A 20,215-nucleotide genomic window follows, 5' to 3' on the forward strand; every position below is an offset into this window, starting at 1 on the left:
TCTCTTATAGGTTTTCTTCTGCCAATCTGGTTTTGAAAGTTTCAATAGTACCAGGCAGCGAGTCATTAGATTTTCCACCTGCAGCATTAATATGCCCTCCTCCGTTGAAATATTTTCTGGAGAATTGGTTCACGTCTACGTCATCTTTACTTCTGAAAGAAATTTTCACAAAATCTTCGTAAAGGTCTTCCATGAAAAAGGCTGACATTTTTACTCCGGCAATACTTAAACCATAGTTTACAAAACCTTCGGTATCTCCTTTCTGGAAGCCAAACTCTTTAAGCTCATTTCTTGTAAGGCTCAAAACAGCTACTGTACCTTCATTTACCACTTCTATTCTTCCCAGCACCAAAGCCAGCAAATGAAGACGGGAAACCGTGTTGGTATCCCAGGTATTGGAAGTAATCATAGCAGGATCCGCTCCTTTTTCTATTAAGTTTGCAATGATTCTGTGCGTTGTAGCACTGGTTGAACGAAAACGAAAACCTCCGGTATCTGTCATAATCCCTGTATAAAGACATTCTGCCATATCCTGGTTCACCAACTTCTCATCTTCCATCACTTCTATAAAATGATAAATCATCTGTGAAGTTGCGGGAATCACTGTATCTGAGTACACAAAATCAAATGGTTCAGGCTGTTGGTGGTGGTCGATAAGAATTTTCTTGCCTTCGGCTTTTACCAACCAGTCTCCCAGTAATCCTATTCTTGACGGAGAATTAAAATCCAGACAGAAGATAACATCTGCTCCGGCAATCATATCAGAAGCCAGTTTTCTTTTATATTCTGCGATAATCACTTTTTTGGCTTCCGGCATCCATTTCAGAAATTTCGGAAAATCATTAGGTACAATAACCTCGGCATGGATTCCTTTTGCCTTTAAATAATGTTTCAATCCCAGGCTGGAACCAATAGCATCACCATCCGGATTGTAGTGCGTCAGGATAACTATTTTGTTTTCAGGTGTTAGTAATGTATTAATATCTAAAAGTTCTGCTGGTGTAAACATCTGGTGTTTATTTTCGTTAAAATTAAAGTTTTCAAAGATAGAGCTTTTATATAAATCATTTAAATATTATTTTTGCACCGGGAATTGGGTTTCTTATCGGGGTTTATAAAACTTTGATTGAAAAACATCTCATTTAATTTCAAAAAAAAATAATTAAAGTTTGTAACTTATAAAAATTTATATATCTTTGCAACCTGAAAATTAATAGATTAATTACGATTTAAACATATAGTAATGAGTAAAAGAACATTCCAGCCATCAGAAAGAAAAAAGAGAAACAAACACGGTTTCAGAGAAAGAATGTCTACGCCAAATGGAAGAAGAGTTTTGGCTGCGAGAAGAGCTAAAGGCAGAAAGAGTTTAACTGTAAGTGCTGCACGCGCTAAGAGATAATCTTTTTATTATCATATACAAATCATGCTTGAGAAGTTGCTTTTCAGGCATTTTTTGTTGTTAAAATTTACTAAAATTTAGTCGATATTAACTTCTTTTTTCTATTTTTAAAAGTTGAAAATTTTTTATCAGAAACAGCCTTTAAAATTTAATTATGCCACATACTAATATCTCCGGAGACAACATCATAAGTTTACAACACGCAAAGATTGCCCAAAAAAACTTCACTGTTCTTTCTGATGTAAATCTTAACATTAAAAAAGGCAGATTCTGCTATCTTATCGGAAAAACAGGTTCCGGAAAAAGCTCACTTTTAAAGACGCTTTACGGACATATTCCTTTAGCATCAGGACACGGAGCTGTTGTAGGATTTGATCTGGCAAAGTTAAAACCTTCTGATATTCCTAATCTAAGAAGAAAACTGGGTATTGTATTTCAGGATTTCCAATTGCTTTCTGACAGAACCGTTGAGAAAAACTTAAAATTCGTCCTTGAAGCAACCGGATGGAATGATAAAGTAAAAATGGAAGACCGAATCAATGAGGTACTGGGAAGCGTGAACATGAAAAGCAAAAAGCACAAAATGCCACACGAACTTTCCGGAGGTGAGCAGCAGCGTATTGCCATCGCAAGAGCCCTTCTTAACCACCCGGATCTTATTTTAGCGGATGAGCCGACTGGTAATCTAGACCCTGAAACATCTAACGAAATCATGACCCTATTGAAGCAGGTAGCCCTTGAAAACGGTGCGGCAGTAGTAATGGCAACCCATGATTATCATATGATTCAAAACTTCCCGGGAGAAGCTATCAGATGTGAAGACGGAAAAGTTTCTGTACTAGATACTGCAGAATTATTTGAATAAGAATTAAAAGATCTAGAAACTTCTAATTTTTATCTTTAAAAATATGAAACTCACTGGTGAGTTCAAGATATTGGTCCGAGTACATTCTCGGACTTTTTTCTATAATAAATTCAGATTCGGTCATTTCTTTTTTCTCTAAAGAAAACTCAAGAATCAGTCTTTTTGTTTTTGAATTCTCAATACCTTTAATATTCAGTCTATTGCTCAGAAACAAGTTATTTTCTTCTGCAATTGAAATGAAAACATCTCCAGCTTCAACTGGAATAATAACAGACAGAAGTCCGTTTTCAGATAGAATATGAGCAGCATTGGTGATCAGCTGCCTGAAATTTAATTCAACTGTTTGACGGGCAATTTTATCTTTCTCAGATCCGGATTCTTCAAAATAAGGAGGGTTTGAAACAATAAGATCAAATTTCTCCTGGGTTTCAAAAGTTTTAAAATCCTGATGTTTATTTTTCAATCTTGACCGAAAAGGAGAATTTTCGAAATTGAGCGTTGTAAGTGCGGCAGCCTCTTCATTAATATCTAATCCTAAAAAAGAAGCCTGATTATTTCTTTGAGCCAGCATTAATGAAATAAGGCCGGTTCCTGTTCCTATTTCCAAAACACAAAACCTGGTCTCAACCTTTGCCAAAGCTCCAAGAAGAACCCCGTCTGTTCCCACACGGAAGACGTCTTTAGATTGCTGAATTTCAAATTGTTTAAACTTAAAAGGCTTCACTATAAATTGGTAGGCAGTGTAATAATGAAAGTCGACCCCTTTCCTACTTCTGATTTCACAGAGATCTCCCCTTTATAATCCTCAATCATTTTTCTTACCATGGATAATCCAAGCCCCATTCCACTACTTTTGGAGGTAAAATTAGGTTCAAAAATCCTTTCGTACATATTTTCAGGAATTCCGATTCCATTATCCTGAACGGACACGATCACTCTCCTTTGATGCTGCTCTACATCTACATTGATGATAAGTTTCCTTTCATCACTTTCGGCCTGTTTAGCATTAGTGACAAGGTTTGTTATAATCCTGGATAAATAAATTCTATCCATATTGATCATAATATTACTTTTGTTGGCATGCATAAAGATGCTGTCATCATTGAATACACGAAGAATATCTTCCACTTCTGTATTCAGATTGATAACTTCATTATTTTTTTCAGGGAGTTTTGCAAATTCTGAAAAAGCCGATGCTACAGTGGCAATCAGGTCTATCTGATCTACCATCGTCTTGCTCATCTGCTTTACTCTTTCTTTGATATTGGGATCTGCCGGATCAAATTTTCTTTCGAAATTCTGAATAGTAAGCTTCATGGGAGTCAAAGGATTTTTAACCTCATGAGCAACCTGCTTTGCCATTTCCCTCCAAGCTTCTTCAGAAGCTTTAAAACGCAATCTCTCTTTTTGATCCTGAATTTGCAGAATCATTCTGTTATACGCTCTAGCCAAAGCATTAAGCTCATCGTTCTTATAGTACCTGATAGGACGCATTTCATTTTCAAACAATGTAATACGTGTAATCATATCAGAGAATTTTGTAATGGTTTTCGCAAGACTGTTAGACGTTACCCAGCTGATCCATATACTGAATAGAATAAGGAATATATCAACTAAAAGAATATATTTAACATACTGATGAAGGACATCAAGATATGCAGATTCGTTATGATATAAAGGAATATAAACAACACCTATCGGCTCCAGCTCATTATTTTTCAAAAGAAGATAGGAAGAAGTAAGCTTGGCATCTTTGGCGGCATCATATCTTGTCAGATCCACTCTTGCATCTGTGGATAAAATCTTGTTAATAATATCTATGGGAAGGGTTTTCTGCTCTATCAGACTTTCATCTTTATTTGAAAGCAAATAATTTCCTTTGAGATCATAAATAACAATATCGTGCTGGTTGATATCTGCTATTTCAAAGATCTTATTCCCCAGAACCTTCGGAAGGTCTTTTGTTTCTACCAATGTACGGCTTACTGCATAATCCAGATACCTCATTACAGCATTGGTTTTCTCCTGCATATCAATATTACTCTGCTGCAGGGAATTGTTCCTTAGAACAAAATAAGGAACCAGTGAAGTTGCCACAACGCTTAAAAAACATACCAGTAAGAAACCGAAAAAAACACGGTTTCTTAAGCTATATCCTTTATATTTATTAATCGACATCTTACCTTTTAATTAACCTAGCAATATACTTACCAATGATGTCAAATTCCAGATTTACTTTATCACCAATTTTCAGATGCTGCATATTTGTAAATTCCCATGTGTAAGGAATAATAGCTACAGAGAACTGTGCGTCTTCACTTTTTGCAACGGTAAGACTGATTCCGTTAACAGTAATTGAGCCCTGAGGAACCGTCACAAAGTTTCCGTCTTCTTCATATTTCATGGTAATAAAGTAGCTTCCGTCTTTATTTTCAATCCCTACAACCTCACCGGTTTTGTCAACGTGCCCCTGAACGATATGGCCGTCTAATCTTCCGTCCATCTTCATGCATCGCTCCAGATTCACAACAGTTCCTAATTCCCATTTTCCAAGATTCGTCTTTTCTAATGTTTCATTGATGGCTGTTACTACATATTGGCTATCTTTAATCTCAACCACAGTAAGGCAGCAACCGTTGTGTGCCAGACTTTGATCAATTTTAAGCTCGCTTGTAAAAGGGCATGTCAGGGTGAAATCTATGTTACTTCCTTTTTCTTCAATCTTTTCAATAACACCAACTGCTTCAATAATTCCTGTGAACATATTATTTTTTGCTAAATTTGTAAATTATAATCTTCAAAGATAATCAAAATGAGCCCAAAAAACCATAAAGTACGAGTAGGAATTTCAATCGGTGATTTCAATGGCATCGGTCCGGAGATCATTATGAAGTCGCTGAAAGACAAAACCATTACAGATTTTTTCACTCCTGTAATTTTTGGGTCGGGAAAATTATTCACTTATCAGAAAAATATTTTTAAGCTGAATCTTAATTTCAACTACGTTAATGAAGCTTCACAGGCCCAGGCAGGAAAACTTAATATGGTAAACCTTACCAAAGAAAATGTGAATGTAGAATTGGGAGTTCCCACTGAAGAATCTACCAGAATGGCTATTGATTCTTTGGAAGCAGCAACTGAAGCTTTAATAAAAGGTGACATTGATGTTCTGGTAACAGCTCCTATCAATAAGGATGAAATGGTAAAAATGGGCTTTAAACATGCCGGGCACACCGGCTATTTTGAAGAGAAATTCAATAAAAAAGGATTAATGTTCCTGGTTACTGAAGATCTTAAAGTAGCTGTATCTACTCACCATATTCCTATTGCGCAGATTGCAGAGAATATTTCTAAAGAAAAAATAAAGAAACAGATCAGAGTATTAAACCAGACCCTGATTGAGGATTTCTGTATCCAGAAGCCTAAAATTGCCGTATTAGGATTAAATCCTCATGCCGGAGATGGCGGCGTGATTGGCACAGAAGAAATTGAAATCATTGCTCCAGCTATTAAAGAACTTTCTGATAATGGAATACTGACATTCGGGCCTTTCCCGGCAGACAGCTTCTTCCAACCCAATAAATATAAAAATTTTGATGCGGTTTTAGCCATGTATCATGATCAGGGGCTTGCTCCCTTTAAGACACTAGCTTATGAAGAAGGAGTGAATTATACAGCAGGGCTTCCTTTTATCAGGACTTCTCCGGACCATGGAGTGGCCTATGATATTGCAGGAAAGAACGTTGCCGATGAGCAGAGTTTTACAGAAGCTATTTTTACTGCGATTAAAATTTTCAAGAACAGATGTGAATACGGTGAACTGATGGAAAATCGTCTACAGCCTAGAAAAATGGTTGTTGACAATGGAATAGACGAGGATCTTCCTGAGGAAACTGAAGGATAAATCATTAAAACAAATTTTAAATTAATTTGTTTTGAATTTTATTTGTTATTATAAAAAAAATGCATATTTTTGCACACTCATTTTATGGACAAGTTAAGAAACTATGACGTAAGCTTTTCCGGACTTAAAAACGGAAGCCACGAGTTCAAGTTTGAGATCGATAAAACGTTCTTTCAATTATTTGACACTGAACAGGAATTTACAACTCCTAGAATAGAAGTAATTGCTTTATTAGATAAGCACACTACTTTTTTAGAGTTTGTGATTAAGATAAAAGGTTTAGTAGAGTTGGTTTGTGATATCACAAATGAAGATTTCGACTATCCTATCGAGAATGAAATCAAAATTCTGGTGAATTTCGGAGAAGAATATGATGACAGCAATGAAGATGTCATTACCATTCCTACCGGCGAGCATGCTTTCAATGTAGCACATTTGATTTATGAAAATGTAATGCTTTCCATCCCCATGAAAAAGATTTCACCGAATATAAATGATGAAGATCTGGAGATTCTTGATCAGTTCGGTCCGAAAGACGTTGAAGAAGCTGAAGAGGAGGAACATGAAAATGATCCGAGATGGGACGCTTTAAGAAAATTAAGAGACAATAATTAAATAGAATAATTTAAATATGATGAGATGATGAATCTCATCGCTCATCAATTAAAAAAGTTATTAGAAAATGGCACATCCAAAGAGAAGACAGTCGTCTACAAGAAGAGATAAGAGAAGAACTCACTACAAAGCTGTAGTTCCTCAATTAGCTAAAGATGCAACAACAGGAGAGCTTCACCTATACCACAGAGCTCACTGGCATGAAGGAAAACTTTACTACAGAGGTAAAGTAGTATTGGAAAAAGAAGTAGCTACTACTGAAGAAAACTAAGAGTCGCTTTTCACTGAAAAAGCCTCATTTTAATACAAAAACCGCCCAATTTTGATAAAATTTGGCGGTTTTTTGTTGTTTTTTACGTTTTTTTGGTATCTTTGACCCAAAATCAAATATCAAATTTATGGACATTAAAGACATACAAAATCTTATTAAGTTTGTATCTAAAGCTGAAGTTTCTGAAGTAAAGTACAAGACTAAAGATTTCGAAATCACTATTAAAACTCCATTAGCTGGAAGCGATGCTGTATATGCACAACCTGCAGTATACCATACAGCTCCTCAAGCGGTAGCTGCTCCTGCACCTGCTGCAGCTCCAGTTGCTCCTGCTGCTGAGAAAGCTGAAGCCGCTTCTGATGACAGCAAATATGTAACTATCAAATCTCCAATGATCGGAACATTCTATAGAAAACCATCTCCGGACAAAGATGTATTTGCAAATGTAGGTGATGATGTTTCTGTAGGTAAAGTTGTTTGTGTAATTGAAGCAATGAAATTATTCAACCAGATTGAATCTGAGATCAGCGGAAAAATCGTTAAGATCCTAGTGGATGATGCTACTCCTGTAGAATACGACCAACCATTATTCTTAGTAGATCCATCTTAATTTAGATGTTAGATGTTAGACGTTAGGTGTTAGATTAAATTCTACATTGAAATAACATTATCTGATTTTCAAATTATCTAATTTTCAAATTGAAGAAGATGTTCAAAAAAATATTAATAGCCAATCGTGGCGAAATTGCAATGCGTATTTTACGTACTTGTAAAGAAATGGGGATCAAAACCGTTGCAGTATACTCTACTGCTGATAAAGACAGTCTTCACGTAAGATTTGCGGATGAAGCAGTTTGTATTGGCCCTGCTATGAGCAAAGACTCATACCTTAAAATACCTAACATTATTGCCGCTGCAGAAATTACCAATGCTGATGCAATTCACCCAGGTTATGGATTCTTATCTGAAAATGCTAACTTCTCAAGAATCTGCCAGAAGAACGGTATCAAATTTATTGGTGCTTCTCCTGAACAGATTGAGAAAATGGGAGACAAAGCGAACGCTAAGGCTACCATGAAAGCAGCAGGTGTACCTTGTGTACCAGGTTCTGACGGTTTGATTGAATCTTACGAGCATGCTGTAAAGGTTGCTGAAGAAACAGGATACCCGGTAATGATCAAAGCGACTGCAGGTGGTGGAGGTAAAGGGATGAGAGCTGTTTGGAAAGCGGAAGACCTTAAAGAGCACTGGGAATCTGCAATTCAGGAAGCGGTAGCTGCCTTCGGAAACGGAGGTATGTATATGGAAAAACTGATTGAAGAGCCTAGACACATCGAAATTCAGGTTGCCGGAGACCAATATGGTAAAGCTTGCCACCTTTCTGAAAGAGACTGTTCTGTACAGAGAAGAAATCAGAAATTAACTGAAGAAACTCCTTCTCCTTTCATGACAGATGAACTTCGTGAAAAAATGGGTGATGCTGCTGTAAAAGCTGCTGAATTCATTGGATATGAAGGTGTGGGAACTATCGAATTCCTTGTAGACAAACACAGAAATTTCTATTTCATGGAAATGAATACAAGAATCCAGGTAGAACACCCTATCACTGAACAGGTAATTGATTATGACCTGATCAGAGAACAAATTCTTCTTGCTGCGGGAACTCCTATTTCAGGAATCAACTATTACCCGAAACTGCACTCTATTGAATGTAGAATCAATGCGGAAGATCCTTATGCAGACTTCAGACCGTCTCCAGGGAAAATCACAGGATTAAATATCCCGGGCGGACACGGAATAAGAGTAGATACTCACGTGTATTCAGGATATACAATCCCTTCCAACTATGACTCTATGATTGCTAAGATCATCACTACGGCACAAACCCGTGAGGAAGCTATTGCAAAAATGAGACGTGCCCTTGAGGAATTCTATATTGAAGGAGTAAAAACTACTATTCCTTTCCACAGACAGCTGATGGATAATGAAGATTATCTTGCAGGAAACTATACTACAAAATTCATGGAAGATTTTGTAATGGATAAAAAATATGATAATCATTAAGATTACATCATCCAGATAACAACAGGCGGTTCATTGAACCGCCTGTTTGCTTTATAAATCATAAAATTATTCATTATCTTCACTTAGACAGCCCATTTTCATCTTCAAAATGAAGAAAACACTATATAAGATATTCATTTTCTGCACTTTATTTGTACCTGGCTGAGAAAGACAGACCCTGATTAATATTGTAGGTGAAATTTCTGTTATAAAAATCATAAGTGAATAATCTTATTCAAAATTTAAAAGAGATATATCTGATATAAAAGCCAAAATACCATTATATGAAACCTCAACTTTTGATGCTCTAAAATTTAAATAATCCTTATAATAAAAATAAAACTCTCTGCTTTCTCCTGAAACAAAGATGAAAAGGGAATCTATTTACATTCTTTTGTTTTTTCTTTTTGAAACAATGAAAGTAAATTATAAACCATTTTCAATAATATAATGTAAATGATTTAAAAGCACTTGATTCTCGCCCATAATATTGTAAATTCGTTGGTATAGAAAGAGAAAAATGGAATGTGAGTAAACGAATCAAACTCTGCTTTTAAAAACAATATGATAAAAAGAAACCGTATTAAAAAAACTATTGTATTATTAATGATGACCCCAATTTTAGGCTGCAACAAAACAGTAAAAACAGAATCCATGCATACCCTCAGTGCAGGAGCTAATCTTAATATCCCGTCTATCCCTAATCTCAGAGATTTAGGTGGCTACGATACAGCAGACGGCAAAAAAATAAAAACTGGCCTGTTATACCGTTCCAACCAGCTGAATCCGATTTCAACAGAAGATGAATCGAAAATAGATGCCCTGCATTTAAAAACCGTTTACGATTTAAGGACGGCTGCAGAAAGATCAGAATCTCCGGATCAAATTCCCGGAAGTGTAAAAGAAGTCTGGCTGGATGTTCTGGCAGATGCCAGTACTGTAGGTGCTGCCACATTAGGAAAAACATTACAAAATCCTGTAGAAGTTAATAAGGCTCTGGGTAACGGCAAGGCCGTTGAGTTATTTAAACAGATTTATTTGGACCTTATAGTGCTGCCAAGTGCTAAAAAAGCCTATCATGATTTTTTCCTTTCCCTAGCCAATGGAAAAAATCTACCTGCTCTTTTTCACTGCACGGCTGGAAAAGACAGAACAGGTTGGGCTGCAGCCTCTCTTTTGAGCCTCCTAGGAACTCCCAAAGATCAGATTTACAGCAATTATTTAGATTCAAATACCTACTTAGTTCCTGCATACAAGAAAGAAATCGAAGATTTTGTATCCGCTGGCGGAGAAGAAAATATTATCCTTGATGTTTTGGGCGTGAAAAAAGAATACCTTGATGCTGCTTTTACAGCTGTTCAGAACAATTATGGTTCAATAGAAAATTATTTTGAAAAAGGGCTGAATATTGACAGGGCTACTCAGGAGAAAATTAAAAAGAATCTTCTTTCCCAATAAAATTTATAATTAAAAACAAAAAATTAAGTTGTAAAGATATAAAACCTACATCCCTGAGATGCTCAAGGAATATTTTCTACAACGGTATAGCACAACCTTAAAATACACTTTAATGACACCCGTCTACTGCATTACGTTTTTGTTCAGGCATCTAATTAATATTGCGTAAATTTGTAAAAAACCAAAGTATATGTCAACAGCAGAAAAAACAAAAAACTCACAGTATTTTATTGACCTTGAAGACAAACATGGAGCGCACAATTATCACCCTCTTCCAGTAGTTTTGGATCGTGGAGAAGGTGTTTTCGTTTGGGATGTAGAAGGCAAAAAGTATTATGATTTTCTTTCAGCATATTCTGCTGTGAATCAGGGACACTCCCACCCTAAAATTGTAGAAGCATTAGTGGAGCAGGCTAAAAAACTGGCGCTAACATCAAGAGCTTTCTACAACTCAAAACTGGGAGAATACGAAGAAAAGATTACAACTCTTTTTGGGTTTGATAAAGTTTTACCCATGAATTCCGGAGCGGAAGCTGTGGAAACGGCAGTAAAATTAGCCAGAAAATGGAGCTACGAAGTAAAAGGAATTTCAGAGAACGCAGCAAAAATTATCGTTTGTGAAAATAACTTCCACGGAAGAACAACTACAATCGTTTCTTTCTCCAACGATCCTGACGCTAACCAAAACTATGGACCTTTTACACCAGGATTTATTAAGATTCCTTATAATGATGTTGCAGCATTGGAAGAAGTGCTGAACAGAGAAGCAGGAAATATTGCGGCATTTTTAGTAGAACCTATCCAGGGAGAAGCCGGAGTATATGTACCGGATGAGAACTTCCTTAAAAACGCTTCTGAACTTTGCAAAAAACATAATGTGCTTTTCATTGCTGATGAAGTACAAACAGGTATTGCAAGAACCGGTAGATTAATTGCCTGCCACCATGAAGATGTTCAGCCGGATATTTTAATTCTCGGAAAAGCACTTTCCGGAGGGATGTATCCTGTATCTGCAGTATTAGCCAATGACAACATCATGAATGTGATCAAGCCGGGACAACATGGTTCTACCTTCGGAGGAAACCCAATTGCCTGTGCAGTAGCAGTAGCTGCCCTGGATGTTGTAGCTGAAGAAAAATTGTCTGAAAGAGCAGAAGAGCTTGGACAGCTGTTCAGAGCGGAAATCGAAAAATTAATGGATAAAACAGCCCTTATCACTAAAGTAAGAGGAAAAGGTCTTTTAAATGCAATTCTTATCAATGATACTCCTGACAGTTCTACTGCATGGAATCTTTGTCTACAGCTGAAAGAGCATGGTCTACTGGCAAAACCAACCCATGGTAATATTATCAGGCTGGCACCACCATTGGTAATCACTGAAGAACAACTTCTTGATTGTGTAAAAATTATTGAGAAAACATTCGTGGAATATAAAAATTAATTTCTTCCAAGAACTTTTTCATAAAACTTAAGATAATTATTGGACATTTCGGTATAACTATACTGTTTTGTCCAATTTTTTATTTCCAGACTCATTTCTTCCTGATGGTTATTGTACAGAAGCATTTTCTCTTTAAATAAATCAGCCATTTCTTTTGGCTCAAAACTGTCAAAATAGAATGCATGATCTCCTCCAATCTCCGGAAGGCTTGTGTACTTTGAAAGAAAAACAGGTTTTCCAAAAGCCATTGCCTCAATAGGTGGAATCCCAAAACCTTCTGCAATAGAAGGATGACACATGGCATCCGCATGCTGGATAACTGCATATTTTTCTTCTTCAGAAAGATCTTTCATGAAATGAACTCTCTTCTCAAGTCCTAATTCCCGAATTCTTCCGTGAACTTCATCTGCATAAGGTTGTTTTTCGTCAGAAGCTATAAGAACCAGATCATCTTCAATATAAGGCAGCATTTCAACCAGCGTCAGCTGATTCTTCTTATTGAAAAGCACCCCAATATTCAGAATATATTTTTTATCTTTTAAAAAGCTGTATTTGCCTAAATGGTATTCTCTGTTTTCCGGAAGATCAATTCCGTTATGGATCACGACTATATCTTTAAGCTTAGTGAAGGTAAAAAGGTCTTTATTCTGAATTAAATTCTGCTTCGCATACTCTGAGATACAAACAATATAGTCTGCGTTTTTCACATTGTTTTTAACCTTTCCAAGCATTTTTTTCTTTTTCAGATCGGTTAGGTTTTCATGTAAAAAGTTAAGGTCATGAAGTGTCACAACTTTTATAGTTCTCTTATAATTCCTGTGGAAATAAGAAGAAAGCTGATGACTTACATGGATCAGATCAAACCCTCCACTGAAACGTTCAAAGAAACGGTGTGTTTTACTCCAGAAAACATAATTATTTTTAGATTTGAACCTCTCAAGCTGCTCCTTTTCTCCGAAATAAGATATTTCAAATTTAGAATTATTTTCTTGTAAGCCTTTGGCCAGATTTCGAAATACATTTGCAATCCCTGAGTTGGGATATCTAAGACGTTCAAGATCAATTAAGATTTTTGCCATATAATAATAACGGAGAAAGTTTAGGAAAATTTGTTTTTAAAGAAAACGATTTCTTTTTCAAGACTGTGGTTATTCTTAATAAACTCATGTGCTTTATACCTTAAAGCATCATATAATTCATCATTCGCCAAAAGCTTTTCAATATATTCAGCGAATTCTTTGGCATCGTCTGTTACCAGACAGCCATTATCATTTTTCTGTGAAAGACCATCCACTCCGCGGGTATTGGTCACAACAGGTAAATTATTGCTCAAAGATTCCAGCACTTTAATTTTAACGCCTGTTCCACTCAGCATTGGACAAATTGTTATTCTTGCATTCTCATAAAATTCCTGCAAGTCATCAACCATTCCATAGATAACTACATTAGGGTATTCTTTCTTAATTTCCTTTCCTACTTTTCCAATAATATGAATTTTAATATTGTCTTTTAAATAGTGCAAAACATTTTCTAAAAACCAATGAATGCTATTAACATTATGTGGATTGTTACTCGCTACATACACAACGTCATATTTGTAATCGTGCTTTAAAGGAGTAAGTGGTTTTTGAGGAAAAGGAATTGGTAAATATTCTACCTTTTTATTGGTAAATTGTCCGAATATATATTCTTCTTCTTTAGAATAGGTCCAGATCTCATCATACTTCTTTAAAATATTAATTTCATACTGAAATAATTTCCCAATTTTATTACATTTATTACTATTTTGAGCAGTAATAAAGTCATGGGTATCAATAATAAAGTTTGATTCGGGCTGTACATTACTGATAATCTCTCCCCAAGTGGCATAGCTGATGATTATATTATCATAATGACGGGGATTAACAATTTCTGCGAATTCTTTCCTCAAAATCCAACTTGTCAAATCAATTGGATTTTTCTTGAAAAAATAAGGTAATTTGTAAAGGAAAAAATATTTAAAAAATTCGTGTTTATACTTTTTATCTAAAAGGATTAATTCAACATTAGGGTATTTTTCAGAAAAAATTTTCACTTCTTCTTTTTTCCACATCCCCCAGTCTCTTAATGATACAAATGTTACTGCAACACTCTCAAAATTATTAAAATAAGAAAGCATCTGATTGAGTCTAGTCGTATTTCCTGCTTTTCCGGATATTGGATTATCAGGCATAAAATACAAAAGTTTCTTTTTCAATATCTTCTTAATTTTCTATTGCAATATCTCATTATAAATATTAATATGCTCTTCCACTGCTTTTTCCCAGGAAAACTCTTTAGCCCTCAAAATAGCTTTCCGGGCATACTCTACCCTGTATTCATCATTGTTGTATAATGTCCAGATCACTTCCGATAAAGCATCTTCATCTTTTGGATCAAGTAGTATGCCAGCTTCTCCTACCACTTCAGGAAGAGAAGAAGTATTGGAGGTAACTGTTGCTACACCACACTGCATTGCTTCAAGCGGAGGAAGCCCAAATCCTTCGTAAAGCGACATATAATAAAAGGAATTAGCCTGGCTGTATACCGCGGCCAAATCTTCATCAGGAATTCTTCCTGTAATGATAATTCGTTCTTTTAGTTCTTTGGCATTTTCATATTCTTCAAAGATTTTATCATACTGCCAGCCTTTCGAACCTACTAATACCAGACACAAGTCTTTGACATCATACTTGGTAATCATCTTAACAAATGATCTGATTAAATGATCTATATTCTTACGCGGTTCTAATGTACTTAAACTTAATATATATTTTTCAGGAAGATTATATTTTTCCTTTATTAAAGTATTATTTTCTTTATCTAGAGATGGATAAAATATATCCGGAGAAGCAGCAAGCCTACTCACAAAAACTTTTTTAGGGTCTAAATAGGGAGCAAACTCCAGTAAATCTTTTCTTGTATTTTCAGAAACGCATATGGCATAATTATTTCTTCCGATACTCTCAATCGTATTTTTCAAAAGCTGTGTGTTGTCATTATACTCAGGAAATAAAATCGGAATCAAATCATGAATTGTAACAATTTTTCTAAGGTGAGGAAATTCTTCTAAGCTCTTATGAATAGGATAATATAAAGAATGATAAATCTGAGCTTCGTGAATGTCTTGATTATAACTTATTTTATAATCAAATATTCCTAATTTATTGTATAATTTTCTGAAAGGTTTTTCTTTTCTAAAGGGTATAAACTTAATTCTTTCACAATTATTGGCTTTCTTAAGCACCAGCTGATGATCAGAAAGAAAACGATCAATTTTAGAGTGAGTTTCTTTATGATTATTAAAGTTAAAATTGGAATAAAAAAGTTCTATTTCTTTCTGGGAAACAAAGCGCCTAAACAATTCATAAGCCACTCTGAATATTCCGGTTTGATTAATCTTATAGGCATTCCCAATAACTTCAACGTCAAAAATAAGTTTTATCTTCATGAAATATTATATATTTCTCTAGTGTTATAATTATAAAGTATCATAAAAAGCATTTTGCTTTTTTTGTCTTTCCATTTCTTTGATATGAACCAGACAATAATCATCATTTTCGGTTGGCAGTTCTTTCTTTCTGGTATAGTTAATCAATACTTCATGAATTTTATTCTGCCAACAGATATTTTTATTTAGTTTAAACAGTCTGGTTTGAAAGTCCGGAAAGTTAATATAATTATTCTTATCTTTTTTCCAGTTCCATTTTTCAAGATATTCATTGGTAATACCATTGACAATATTTACCCTTGGAATAAGAAAACAATCCGCCTTTCTGTTTCTAAATAAAAACCATTTGAGATCTTTAATCAGTTTTTCTTTCGGGTATTCATCAGCGTCTATCTGAAAAAGATACCGGGACTTTGCATTTTTAATAAGCGTATTTTTAAAGGTTGCAAAATCACCATTTAGCTTAGCTTCTATAACATTTACTTTGGAGCGATAAGCTTCCAGCAGCTCCCCGACTTTCTGATCTGGATTAGTTACATCCCGTAAGATAAGAATCTCGTCATTTTTATCAATTAGTGGAAACAGCACATCTAAAAGCAGCTTTAGCTCTTGGTATTCATTACAAACTGTAATTCCGTAAGTAATCGTTATCGGTTTAAAAAAATCAAACATTTTTTCTGATTATAAGTTGTTGTTCATAAGACTTATGCTGCTTTAACTCTACCCTAAGATTATTAATTTTAAAACAATTTGGTTTTCCAAAAAACTTCTGAAAAATATTCTTTTCCGAATTCTTTTTGTCTTCAATACAATCTGCAAGATTCCTGAAGGTAGATCGGTTTTTATCAGAAAGTTTTTTAGCATCGAATTTTATGATAATATCATCAGTAACTGGAGTGTTTTTACCTTTAAATTTGCCATTTAAATTAAATTTGGTATTATTTTGTTCATTTTCTATATACTTCGAAGCGTTATAGTCCGAATAAATATGATCAACAAATATCTCCAGTTCTCTGACTGTTTCATCAGTAGGGTTATCCAAAATCAAACCATACTGCAGTTTCTTTTTAGTTTTAGACTGATTAGTAAATCCCCATTTCCGTATAAAATTACGTAAAGAGTTTTCTTCGATCTTTTTGGTTTTGTTCTGAAATTCCTCAGAAAACCGAGAGGTCTTACTTACAAAATGATAAACAATAGCATCTGGACATACAAAGGTTTTTTCTCCTGACATCTTCAGCCTCAGAATTAAATCATCATCTTCACAAAACATGGGTTTAAAAAGAGGATCTAGTCCATTTATTTTTACCAGAACATCTTTTTTTGCTGCCAGAAAGAAGCTTACATCATTAGTATATTCTCCTTTTTGTTTTATCCTATTATTTTCAAATTGAAAAAAACGATCAAACTGAAAGGTTTCAAAGTCGCTTCCAAAATCCTTAATTTCTTTCCACAGCCTTTTATCTGAAGCAAAAACAGGCGGTTCAATTACTTTGTAATATACCACTTTATTTTTTGATAAAGCTTTCTCAAGCGAGGACAAAAAATCTCGGCCAATAACCATATCATTATGTAAAAAACAAATATAATCTTTGGTAGAAATTTCTATTGCTTTGTTATAAGTATCTGAAAGTGTTTTTTCTTCTTCACTAAAAAAACAGACAAGATTTTCATCTTGTAAAGAATCAAGCCATATGTGAGTTCCGTCTGAACTTCCATAGCTTACAAGAACAATTTCAGTATCAGGATAATTTTCTCTTATTGAATAATAACAACTCTTTGAATATTCAAGATTATTTTTCAGTCCGATTAAAAGCGAAATATTATTATTCATCCATTTTTTTTTAATGTGTAGATAGATTCATCTGCCAATATAAAATATTTCCTCAATATCTATTCCTAATTTCCAGTATATTATTATCTGTCTTAACGGGTACAAATTTAGAAATTAAGTTCAAAAAAGCCAACATCTGGTTATAAATCATTTTTAAGATCCTCATTTACCTGAAAAAAGCAGGACTTTTTAATACCTCCCCATTACAAAAGTTTCTCACCAATATTTAAACACTATTCTCATAATTTCACCTGTTTAAAAAATAATAATCAGAATTAAAAAGATAATACCCAATCACAAATCGTCACTTAACCGCATAATTTTAAGTAAATTTGCACCAAAATTTTAATTGAAATGGAGAAAGTAAGAGTACGTTTTGCTCCAAGTCCTACCGGACCTTTACATTTGGGAGGCGTAAGAACCGCATTATATGATTATCTTTTTGCGAAAAATCAAGGCGGAGAATTTGTATTAAGAATTGAAGATACAGATACTGCAAGATATGTGGAAGGAGCTGAAGAATATATTGAAGAAGCATTGGAATGGTGCGGAATCATCCCTGATGAAAGTCCTAAAAAAGGAGGGAAATTTGCTCCTTACAGACAATCTGAAAGAAGAGACATCTATGACAGATATGTAGAGCAGATCCTGAAAACAGATTATGCTTACCTGGCATTTGATACGCCTGAAGAGCTGGATGCTATGCGTGCAGAGTTTGAAGCTAAAGGTGATGTTTTCTCATATGATAATAAAACCAGAAACAGACTCAGAAACAGCCTTGCTCTTTCTGAGGAAGAAGTTCAGAAGTTACTGGATGAAAAAACACCCTATGTTATACGTTTCAAAATGCCTGTAGACAGAGTATTGAACCTTGAAGATATTATCCGCGGTAAATTCTCTGTCAATACAAATACATTAGATGATAAGGTTTTGGTAAAAAATGACGGAATGCCGACTTATCATTTTGCCAACATCGTTGATGACCACGAAATGGAAATATCTCACGTTATCCGTGGTGAAGAATGGCTTCCATCTTTAGGTTTACACACTTTATTATATGAAGCAATGAAGTGGGAAGCACCACAATTTGCACACCTTTCTTTAATTTTAAAACCTGAAGGAAAAGGAAAATTGAGCAAAAGAGACGGTGATAAGTTCGGGTTCCCAGTATTCCCTCTTGATTTTAAAGATCCTGTGACAGGAATCATTTCTAAAGGATATAGAGAAAACGGATATCTTCCTGATGCTTTTATCAATATGGTTGCCCTATTAGGATGGTCTCCTGCTGATGATAAAGAAATTCTTCCTTTAGAAGAGATGATCAAAGAATTTGATCTTCATAAAGTACACAAGGCAGGAGCAAGATTCAGTAAAGAGAAATCTGAATGGTTTAACCATCAATATATTCAGTTGAAATCTGATGAGGAAATTCTTCAGATCATGAGAAATACCGATGTTGATCTTTCCAATGCTTCAGACGAAAAGCTTTTAAAGGTAATTCACCTGATGAAAGAAAGAGCAACTTTCCCAAAAGATATCTATGAAAACGGAAAATTTTTCTTTGAAGCGCCAATTTCTTATGATGAAAAAGCATCAAAAAAAGCTTGGAATAATGAAACCTCCGCTATCTTGGGTGAGCTAGCTTCAATTTTTGAGTCTACAGACTTCGCTGCTGAGACATTGAAGCAGGCTATGCATGATTTTGCTGAAAAGAAAGGTTTAGGAATGGGGAAAGTAATGATGCCTCTGCGATTATCTTTAGTAGGAGAACTAAAGGGACCAGACGTTCCGGATATCATGGAAACCATTGGTAAAGAGGAAACTACCTCCAGAATAAACAATGCAATAAATAATTTTAAATAAAATTACCATATTTTTCATACATTTGAAAGATTTAATTTACTTCAAGAAATGGAATATTTAAGTTTCGAACTTCCTATCAAAGAATTGATGGATCAATACCAGACGTGTTCTTTAGTAGGAGAGGAAAGTGGTGTTGATGTAAAATTAGCATGCAGCCAGATTGAGGACAAGATTTTAGAAAAGAAAAAAGAAATCTATGGAAATCTTACACCTTGGCAAAGAGTACAACTGTCCCGCCATCCGGATCGTCCTTATACACTGGACTACATTAAAGGAATGGCAGACAAGGGCAGTTTCTTAGAACTTCACGGAGACAGAAATTTCGCTGATGATCCGGCAATGATTGGAGGATTGATTACCCTTGATGGTCAGAAAGTAATGATCATAGGTACTCAAAAAGGAAGAACAACTAAAGAGAGACAGTACAGAAGATTTGGAATGCCAAATCCTGAAGGATACAGAAAAGCGTTACGACTAATGAAGCTTGCTGAAAAATTCAATATCCCTGTAGTAACTTTAGTAGATACCCCGGGGGCTTATCCAGGATTGGAAGCTGAAGAGAGAGGACAGGGAGAAGCTATTGCAAGAAACATTTTTGAAATGGTTCAGCTAAAAACTCCGATCTTCACTTATATCATTGGAGAAGGAGCCAGTGGTGGAGCATTAGGAATAGGGGTAGGAAATAAAGTATATATGTTGGAAAATACATGGTATACGGTAATCGCACCAGAAAGCTGCTCTTCTATCTTATGGAGAAACTGGGATCACAAGGAGGATGCAGCCAATGCACTTAACCTTACTCCACAGGATGCTTTAAGAGAAAAGTTTATCGACGGAATCATAGAAGAACCACTTGGAGGTGCTCAGTATGATCAGGAGACAACTTACTTAAACCTGAAAAATTCTATTTTACAAAATATCAAAGCTTTCTCCAAATTTACAGGACATGAGCTTGAAACCCAAAGGCAGGATAAATTCATTGCGATGGGTCAGTATAAATGACTAGTCCTGAAAATCTGATACAGATTA

20 protein-coding genes are annotated in these 20,215 nt (G+C 35.0%); 11 read left to right on the forward strand and 9 right to left on the reverse strand.

Annotation, left to right across the window (positions count from 1 at the left end):
- Window positions 1–4 precede the first annotated feature (4 nt).
- Complete coding sequence (locus LF887_RS21335) at window positions 5–1,009, reverse strand: DHH family phosphoesterase (RefSeq protein WP_236856274.1); 1,005 nt, start codon at window positions 1,007–1,009, stop codon at window positions 5–7.
- Window positions 1,010–1,243: 234 nt separating this feature from the next.
- On the opposite strand from LF887_RS21335, the gene rpmH reads away from it, so the two are divergent.
- Together rpmH and LF887_RS21345 are read left to right on the forward strand one after the other, a co-directional pair.
- The gene (gene rpmH, locus LF887_RS21340) at window positions 1,244–1,402 is read left to right on the forward strand and encodes a 50S ribosomal protein L34 (RefSeq protein WP_034701860.1); all 159 of its coding nucleotides are present in this window, start codon (window positions 1,244–1,246) and stop codon (window positions 1,400–1,402) included.
- A 154-nt stretch (window positions 1,403–1,556) separates the two neighbouring features.
- Entirely contained in the window at window positions 1,557–2,267 is a 711-nt protein-coding gene (locus LF887_RS21345; protein ID WP_101239222.1) for a cell division ATP-binding protein FtsE, read from the forward strand.
- A 22-nt stretch (window positions 2,268–2,289) separates the two neighbouring features.
- Here the strand turns inward: LF887_RS21345 and LF887_RS21350 are convergent, their stop codons facing one another.
- The 3 genes from LF887_RS21350 to LF887_RS21360 are packed head-to-tail and all read right to left on the reverse strand — an operon-like array spanning window position 2,290 to window position 5,031.
- Window positions 2,290–2,991: a tRNA1(Val) (adenine(37)-N6)-methyltransferase gene (locus tag LF887_RS21350; RefSeq protein WP_236856275.1), complete on the reverse strand. Its 702-nt coding sequence runs from the start codon at window positions 2,989–2,991 to the stop codon at window positions 2,290–2,292.
- A complete protein-coding gene (locus LF887_RS21355; RefSeq protein WP_236856276.1) occupies window positions 2,991–4,445 on the reverse strand; it encodes a sensor histidine kinase in 1,455 nt (484 codons plus the stop codon). Before LF887_RS21355 ends, LF887_RS21350 begins: the two co-directional genes overlap by 1 nt.
- 1 nt (window position 4,446) lies before the next feature.
- Window positions 4,447–5,031, reverse strand: a complete 585-nt coding sequence (locus LF887_RS21360; RefSeq protein ID WP_236856277.1) for a riboflavin synthase — start codon at window positions 5,029–5,031, stop codon at window positions 4,447–4,449.
- A 48-nt stretch (window positions 5,032–5,079) separates the two neighbouring features.
- On the opposite strand from LF887_RS21360, the gene pdxA reads away from it, so the two are divergent.
- The 7 genes from pdxA to rocD all read left to right on the forward strand — a co-directional run bounded on the left by pdxA (window position 5,080) and on the right by rocD (window position 12,020).
- Window positions 5,080–6,171, forward strand: coding sequence for a 4-hydroxythreonine-4-phosphate dehydrogenase PdxA (gene pdxA / locus LF887_RS21365; protein ID WP_236856278.1), 1,092 nt, complete (start codon window positions 5,080–5,082; stop codon window positions 6,169–6,171).
- Between the two features lie 84 nt (window positions 6,172–6,255).
- A complete protein-coding gene (locus LF887_RS21370) occupies window positions 6,256–6,786 on the forward strand; it encodes a YceD family protein (protein ID WP_236856279.1) in 531 nt (176 codons plus the stop codon).
- A gap of 67 nt (window positions 6,787–6,853) precedes the next feature.
- The gene (gene rpmF / locus LF887_RS21375; protein WP_007843326.1) at window positions 6,854–7,057 is read left to right on the forward strand and encodes a 50S ribosomal protein L32; all 204 of its coding nucleotides are present in this window, start codon (window positions 6,854–6,856) and stop codon (window positions 7,055–7,057) included.
- 127 nt (window positions 7,058–7,184) lie between these two features.
- On the forward strand, window positions 7,185–7,667 hold the full coding sequence (gene accB / locus LF887_RS21380) for an acetyl-CoA carboxylase biotin carboxyl carrier protein (protein ID WP_236856280.1): 483 nt from the start codon (window positions 7,185–7,187) through the stop codon (window positions 7,665–7,667).
- Window positions 7,668–7,765: 98 nt separating this feature from the next.
- Window positions 7,766–9,121 carry an acetyl-CoA carboxylase biotin carboxylase subunit gene (accC, locus tag LF887_RS21385; protein WP_236856281.1) on the forward strand — a complete coding sequence of 452 codons (1,356 nt, stop codon included), beginning with the start codon at window positions 7,766–7,768 and terminating at the stop codon, window positions 9,119–9,121.
- Window positions 9,122–9,685: 564 nt separating this feature from the next.
- Complete coding sequence (locus LF887_RS21390; protein ID WP_236856282.1) at window positions 9,686–10,579, forward strand: tyrosine-protein phosphatase; 894 nt, start codon at window positions 9,686–9,688, stop codon at window positions 10,577–10,579.
- A gap of 190 nt (window positions 10,580–10,769) precedes the next feature.
- The gene (gene rocD / locus LF887_RS21395; RefSeq protein WP_236856283.1) at window positions 10,770–12,020 is read left to right on the forward strand and encodes an ornithine--oxo-acid transaminase; all 1,251 of its coding nucleotides are present in this window, start codon (window positions 10,770–10,772) and stop codon (window positions 12,018–12,020) included.
- Here rocD and LF887_RS21400 read toward each other — a convergent pair.
- From LF887_RS21400 to LF887_RS21420, 5 genes are read right to left on the reverse strand one after another with little or no spacing between them, the layout of a single operon-like run.
- Window positions 12,017–13,099 carry a glycosyltransferase family 4 protein gene (locus LF887_RS21400; protein WP_236856284.1) on the reverse strand — a complete coding sequence of 361 codons (1,083 nt, stop codon included), beginning with the start codon at window positions 13,097–13,099 and terminating at the stop codon, window positions 12,017–12,019. The two genes, rocD and LF887_RS21400, sit on opposite strands and share 4 nt — an antisense overlap.
- A gap of 20 nt (window positions 13,100–13,119) precedes the next feature.
- On the reverse strand, window positions 13,120–14,256 hold the full coding sequence (locus LF887_RS21405) for a glycosyltransferase (RefSeq protein WP_236856285.1): 1,137 nt from the start codon (window positions 14,254–14,256) through the stop codon (window positions 13,120–13,122).
- Window positions 14,257–14,271: 15 nt separating this feature from the next.
- On the reverse strand, window positions 14,272–15,489 hold the full coding sequence (locus tag LF887_RS21410) for a glycosyltransferase family 4 protein (protein ID WP_236856286.1): 1,218 nt from the start codon (window positions 15,487–15,489) through the stop codon (window positions 14,272–14,274).
- 30 nt (window positions 15,490–15,519) lie between these two features.
- Window positions 15,520–16,161, reverse strand: coding sequence for a glycosyltransferase (locus LF887_RS21415; RefSeq protein ID WP_236856287.1), 642 nt, complete (start codon window positions 16,159–16,161; stop codon window positions 15,520–15,522).
- Window positions 16,154–17,323: a glycosyltransferase family 2 protein gene (locus LF887_RS21420; RefSeq protein ID WP_236856288.1), complete on the reverse strand. Its 1,170-nt coding sequence runs from the start codon at window positions 17,321–17,323 to the stop codon at window positions 16,154–16,156. The genes LF887_RS21415 and LF887_RS21420 overlap by 8 nt, the downstream gene beginning before the upstream one ends.
- Window positions 17,324–17,677: 354 nt before the next feature.
- On the opposite strand from LF887_RS21420, the gene gltX reads away from it, so the two are divergent.
- Both gltX and LF887_RS21430 read left to right on the forward strand, forming a co-directional pair.
- Complete coding sequence (gene gltX / locus LF887_RS21425) at window positions 17,678–19,186, forward strand: glutamate--tRNA ligase (protein WP_236856289.1); 1,509 nt, start codon at window positions 17,678–17,680, stop codon at window positions 19,184–19,186.
- Between the two features lie 48 nt (window positions 19,187–19,234).
- Window positions 19,235–20,188, forward strand: coding sequence for an acetyl-CoA carboxylase carboxyltransferase subunit alpha (locus LF887_RS21430; RefSeq protein ID WP_236856290.1), 954 nt, complete (start codon window positions 19,235–19,237; stop codon window positions 20,186–20,188).
- Window positions 20,189–20,215: the final 27 nt, after the last annotated feature.

This window comes from Chryseobacterium sp. MEBOG06, assembly GCF_021869765.1.
In the GTDB taxonomy this organism is placed as follows: domain Bacteria; phylum Bacteroidota; class Bacteroidia; order Flavobacteriales; family Weeksellaceae; genus Chryseobacterium.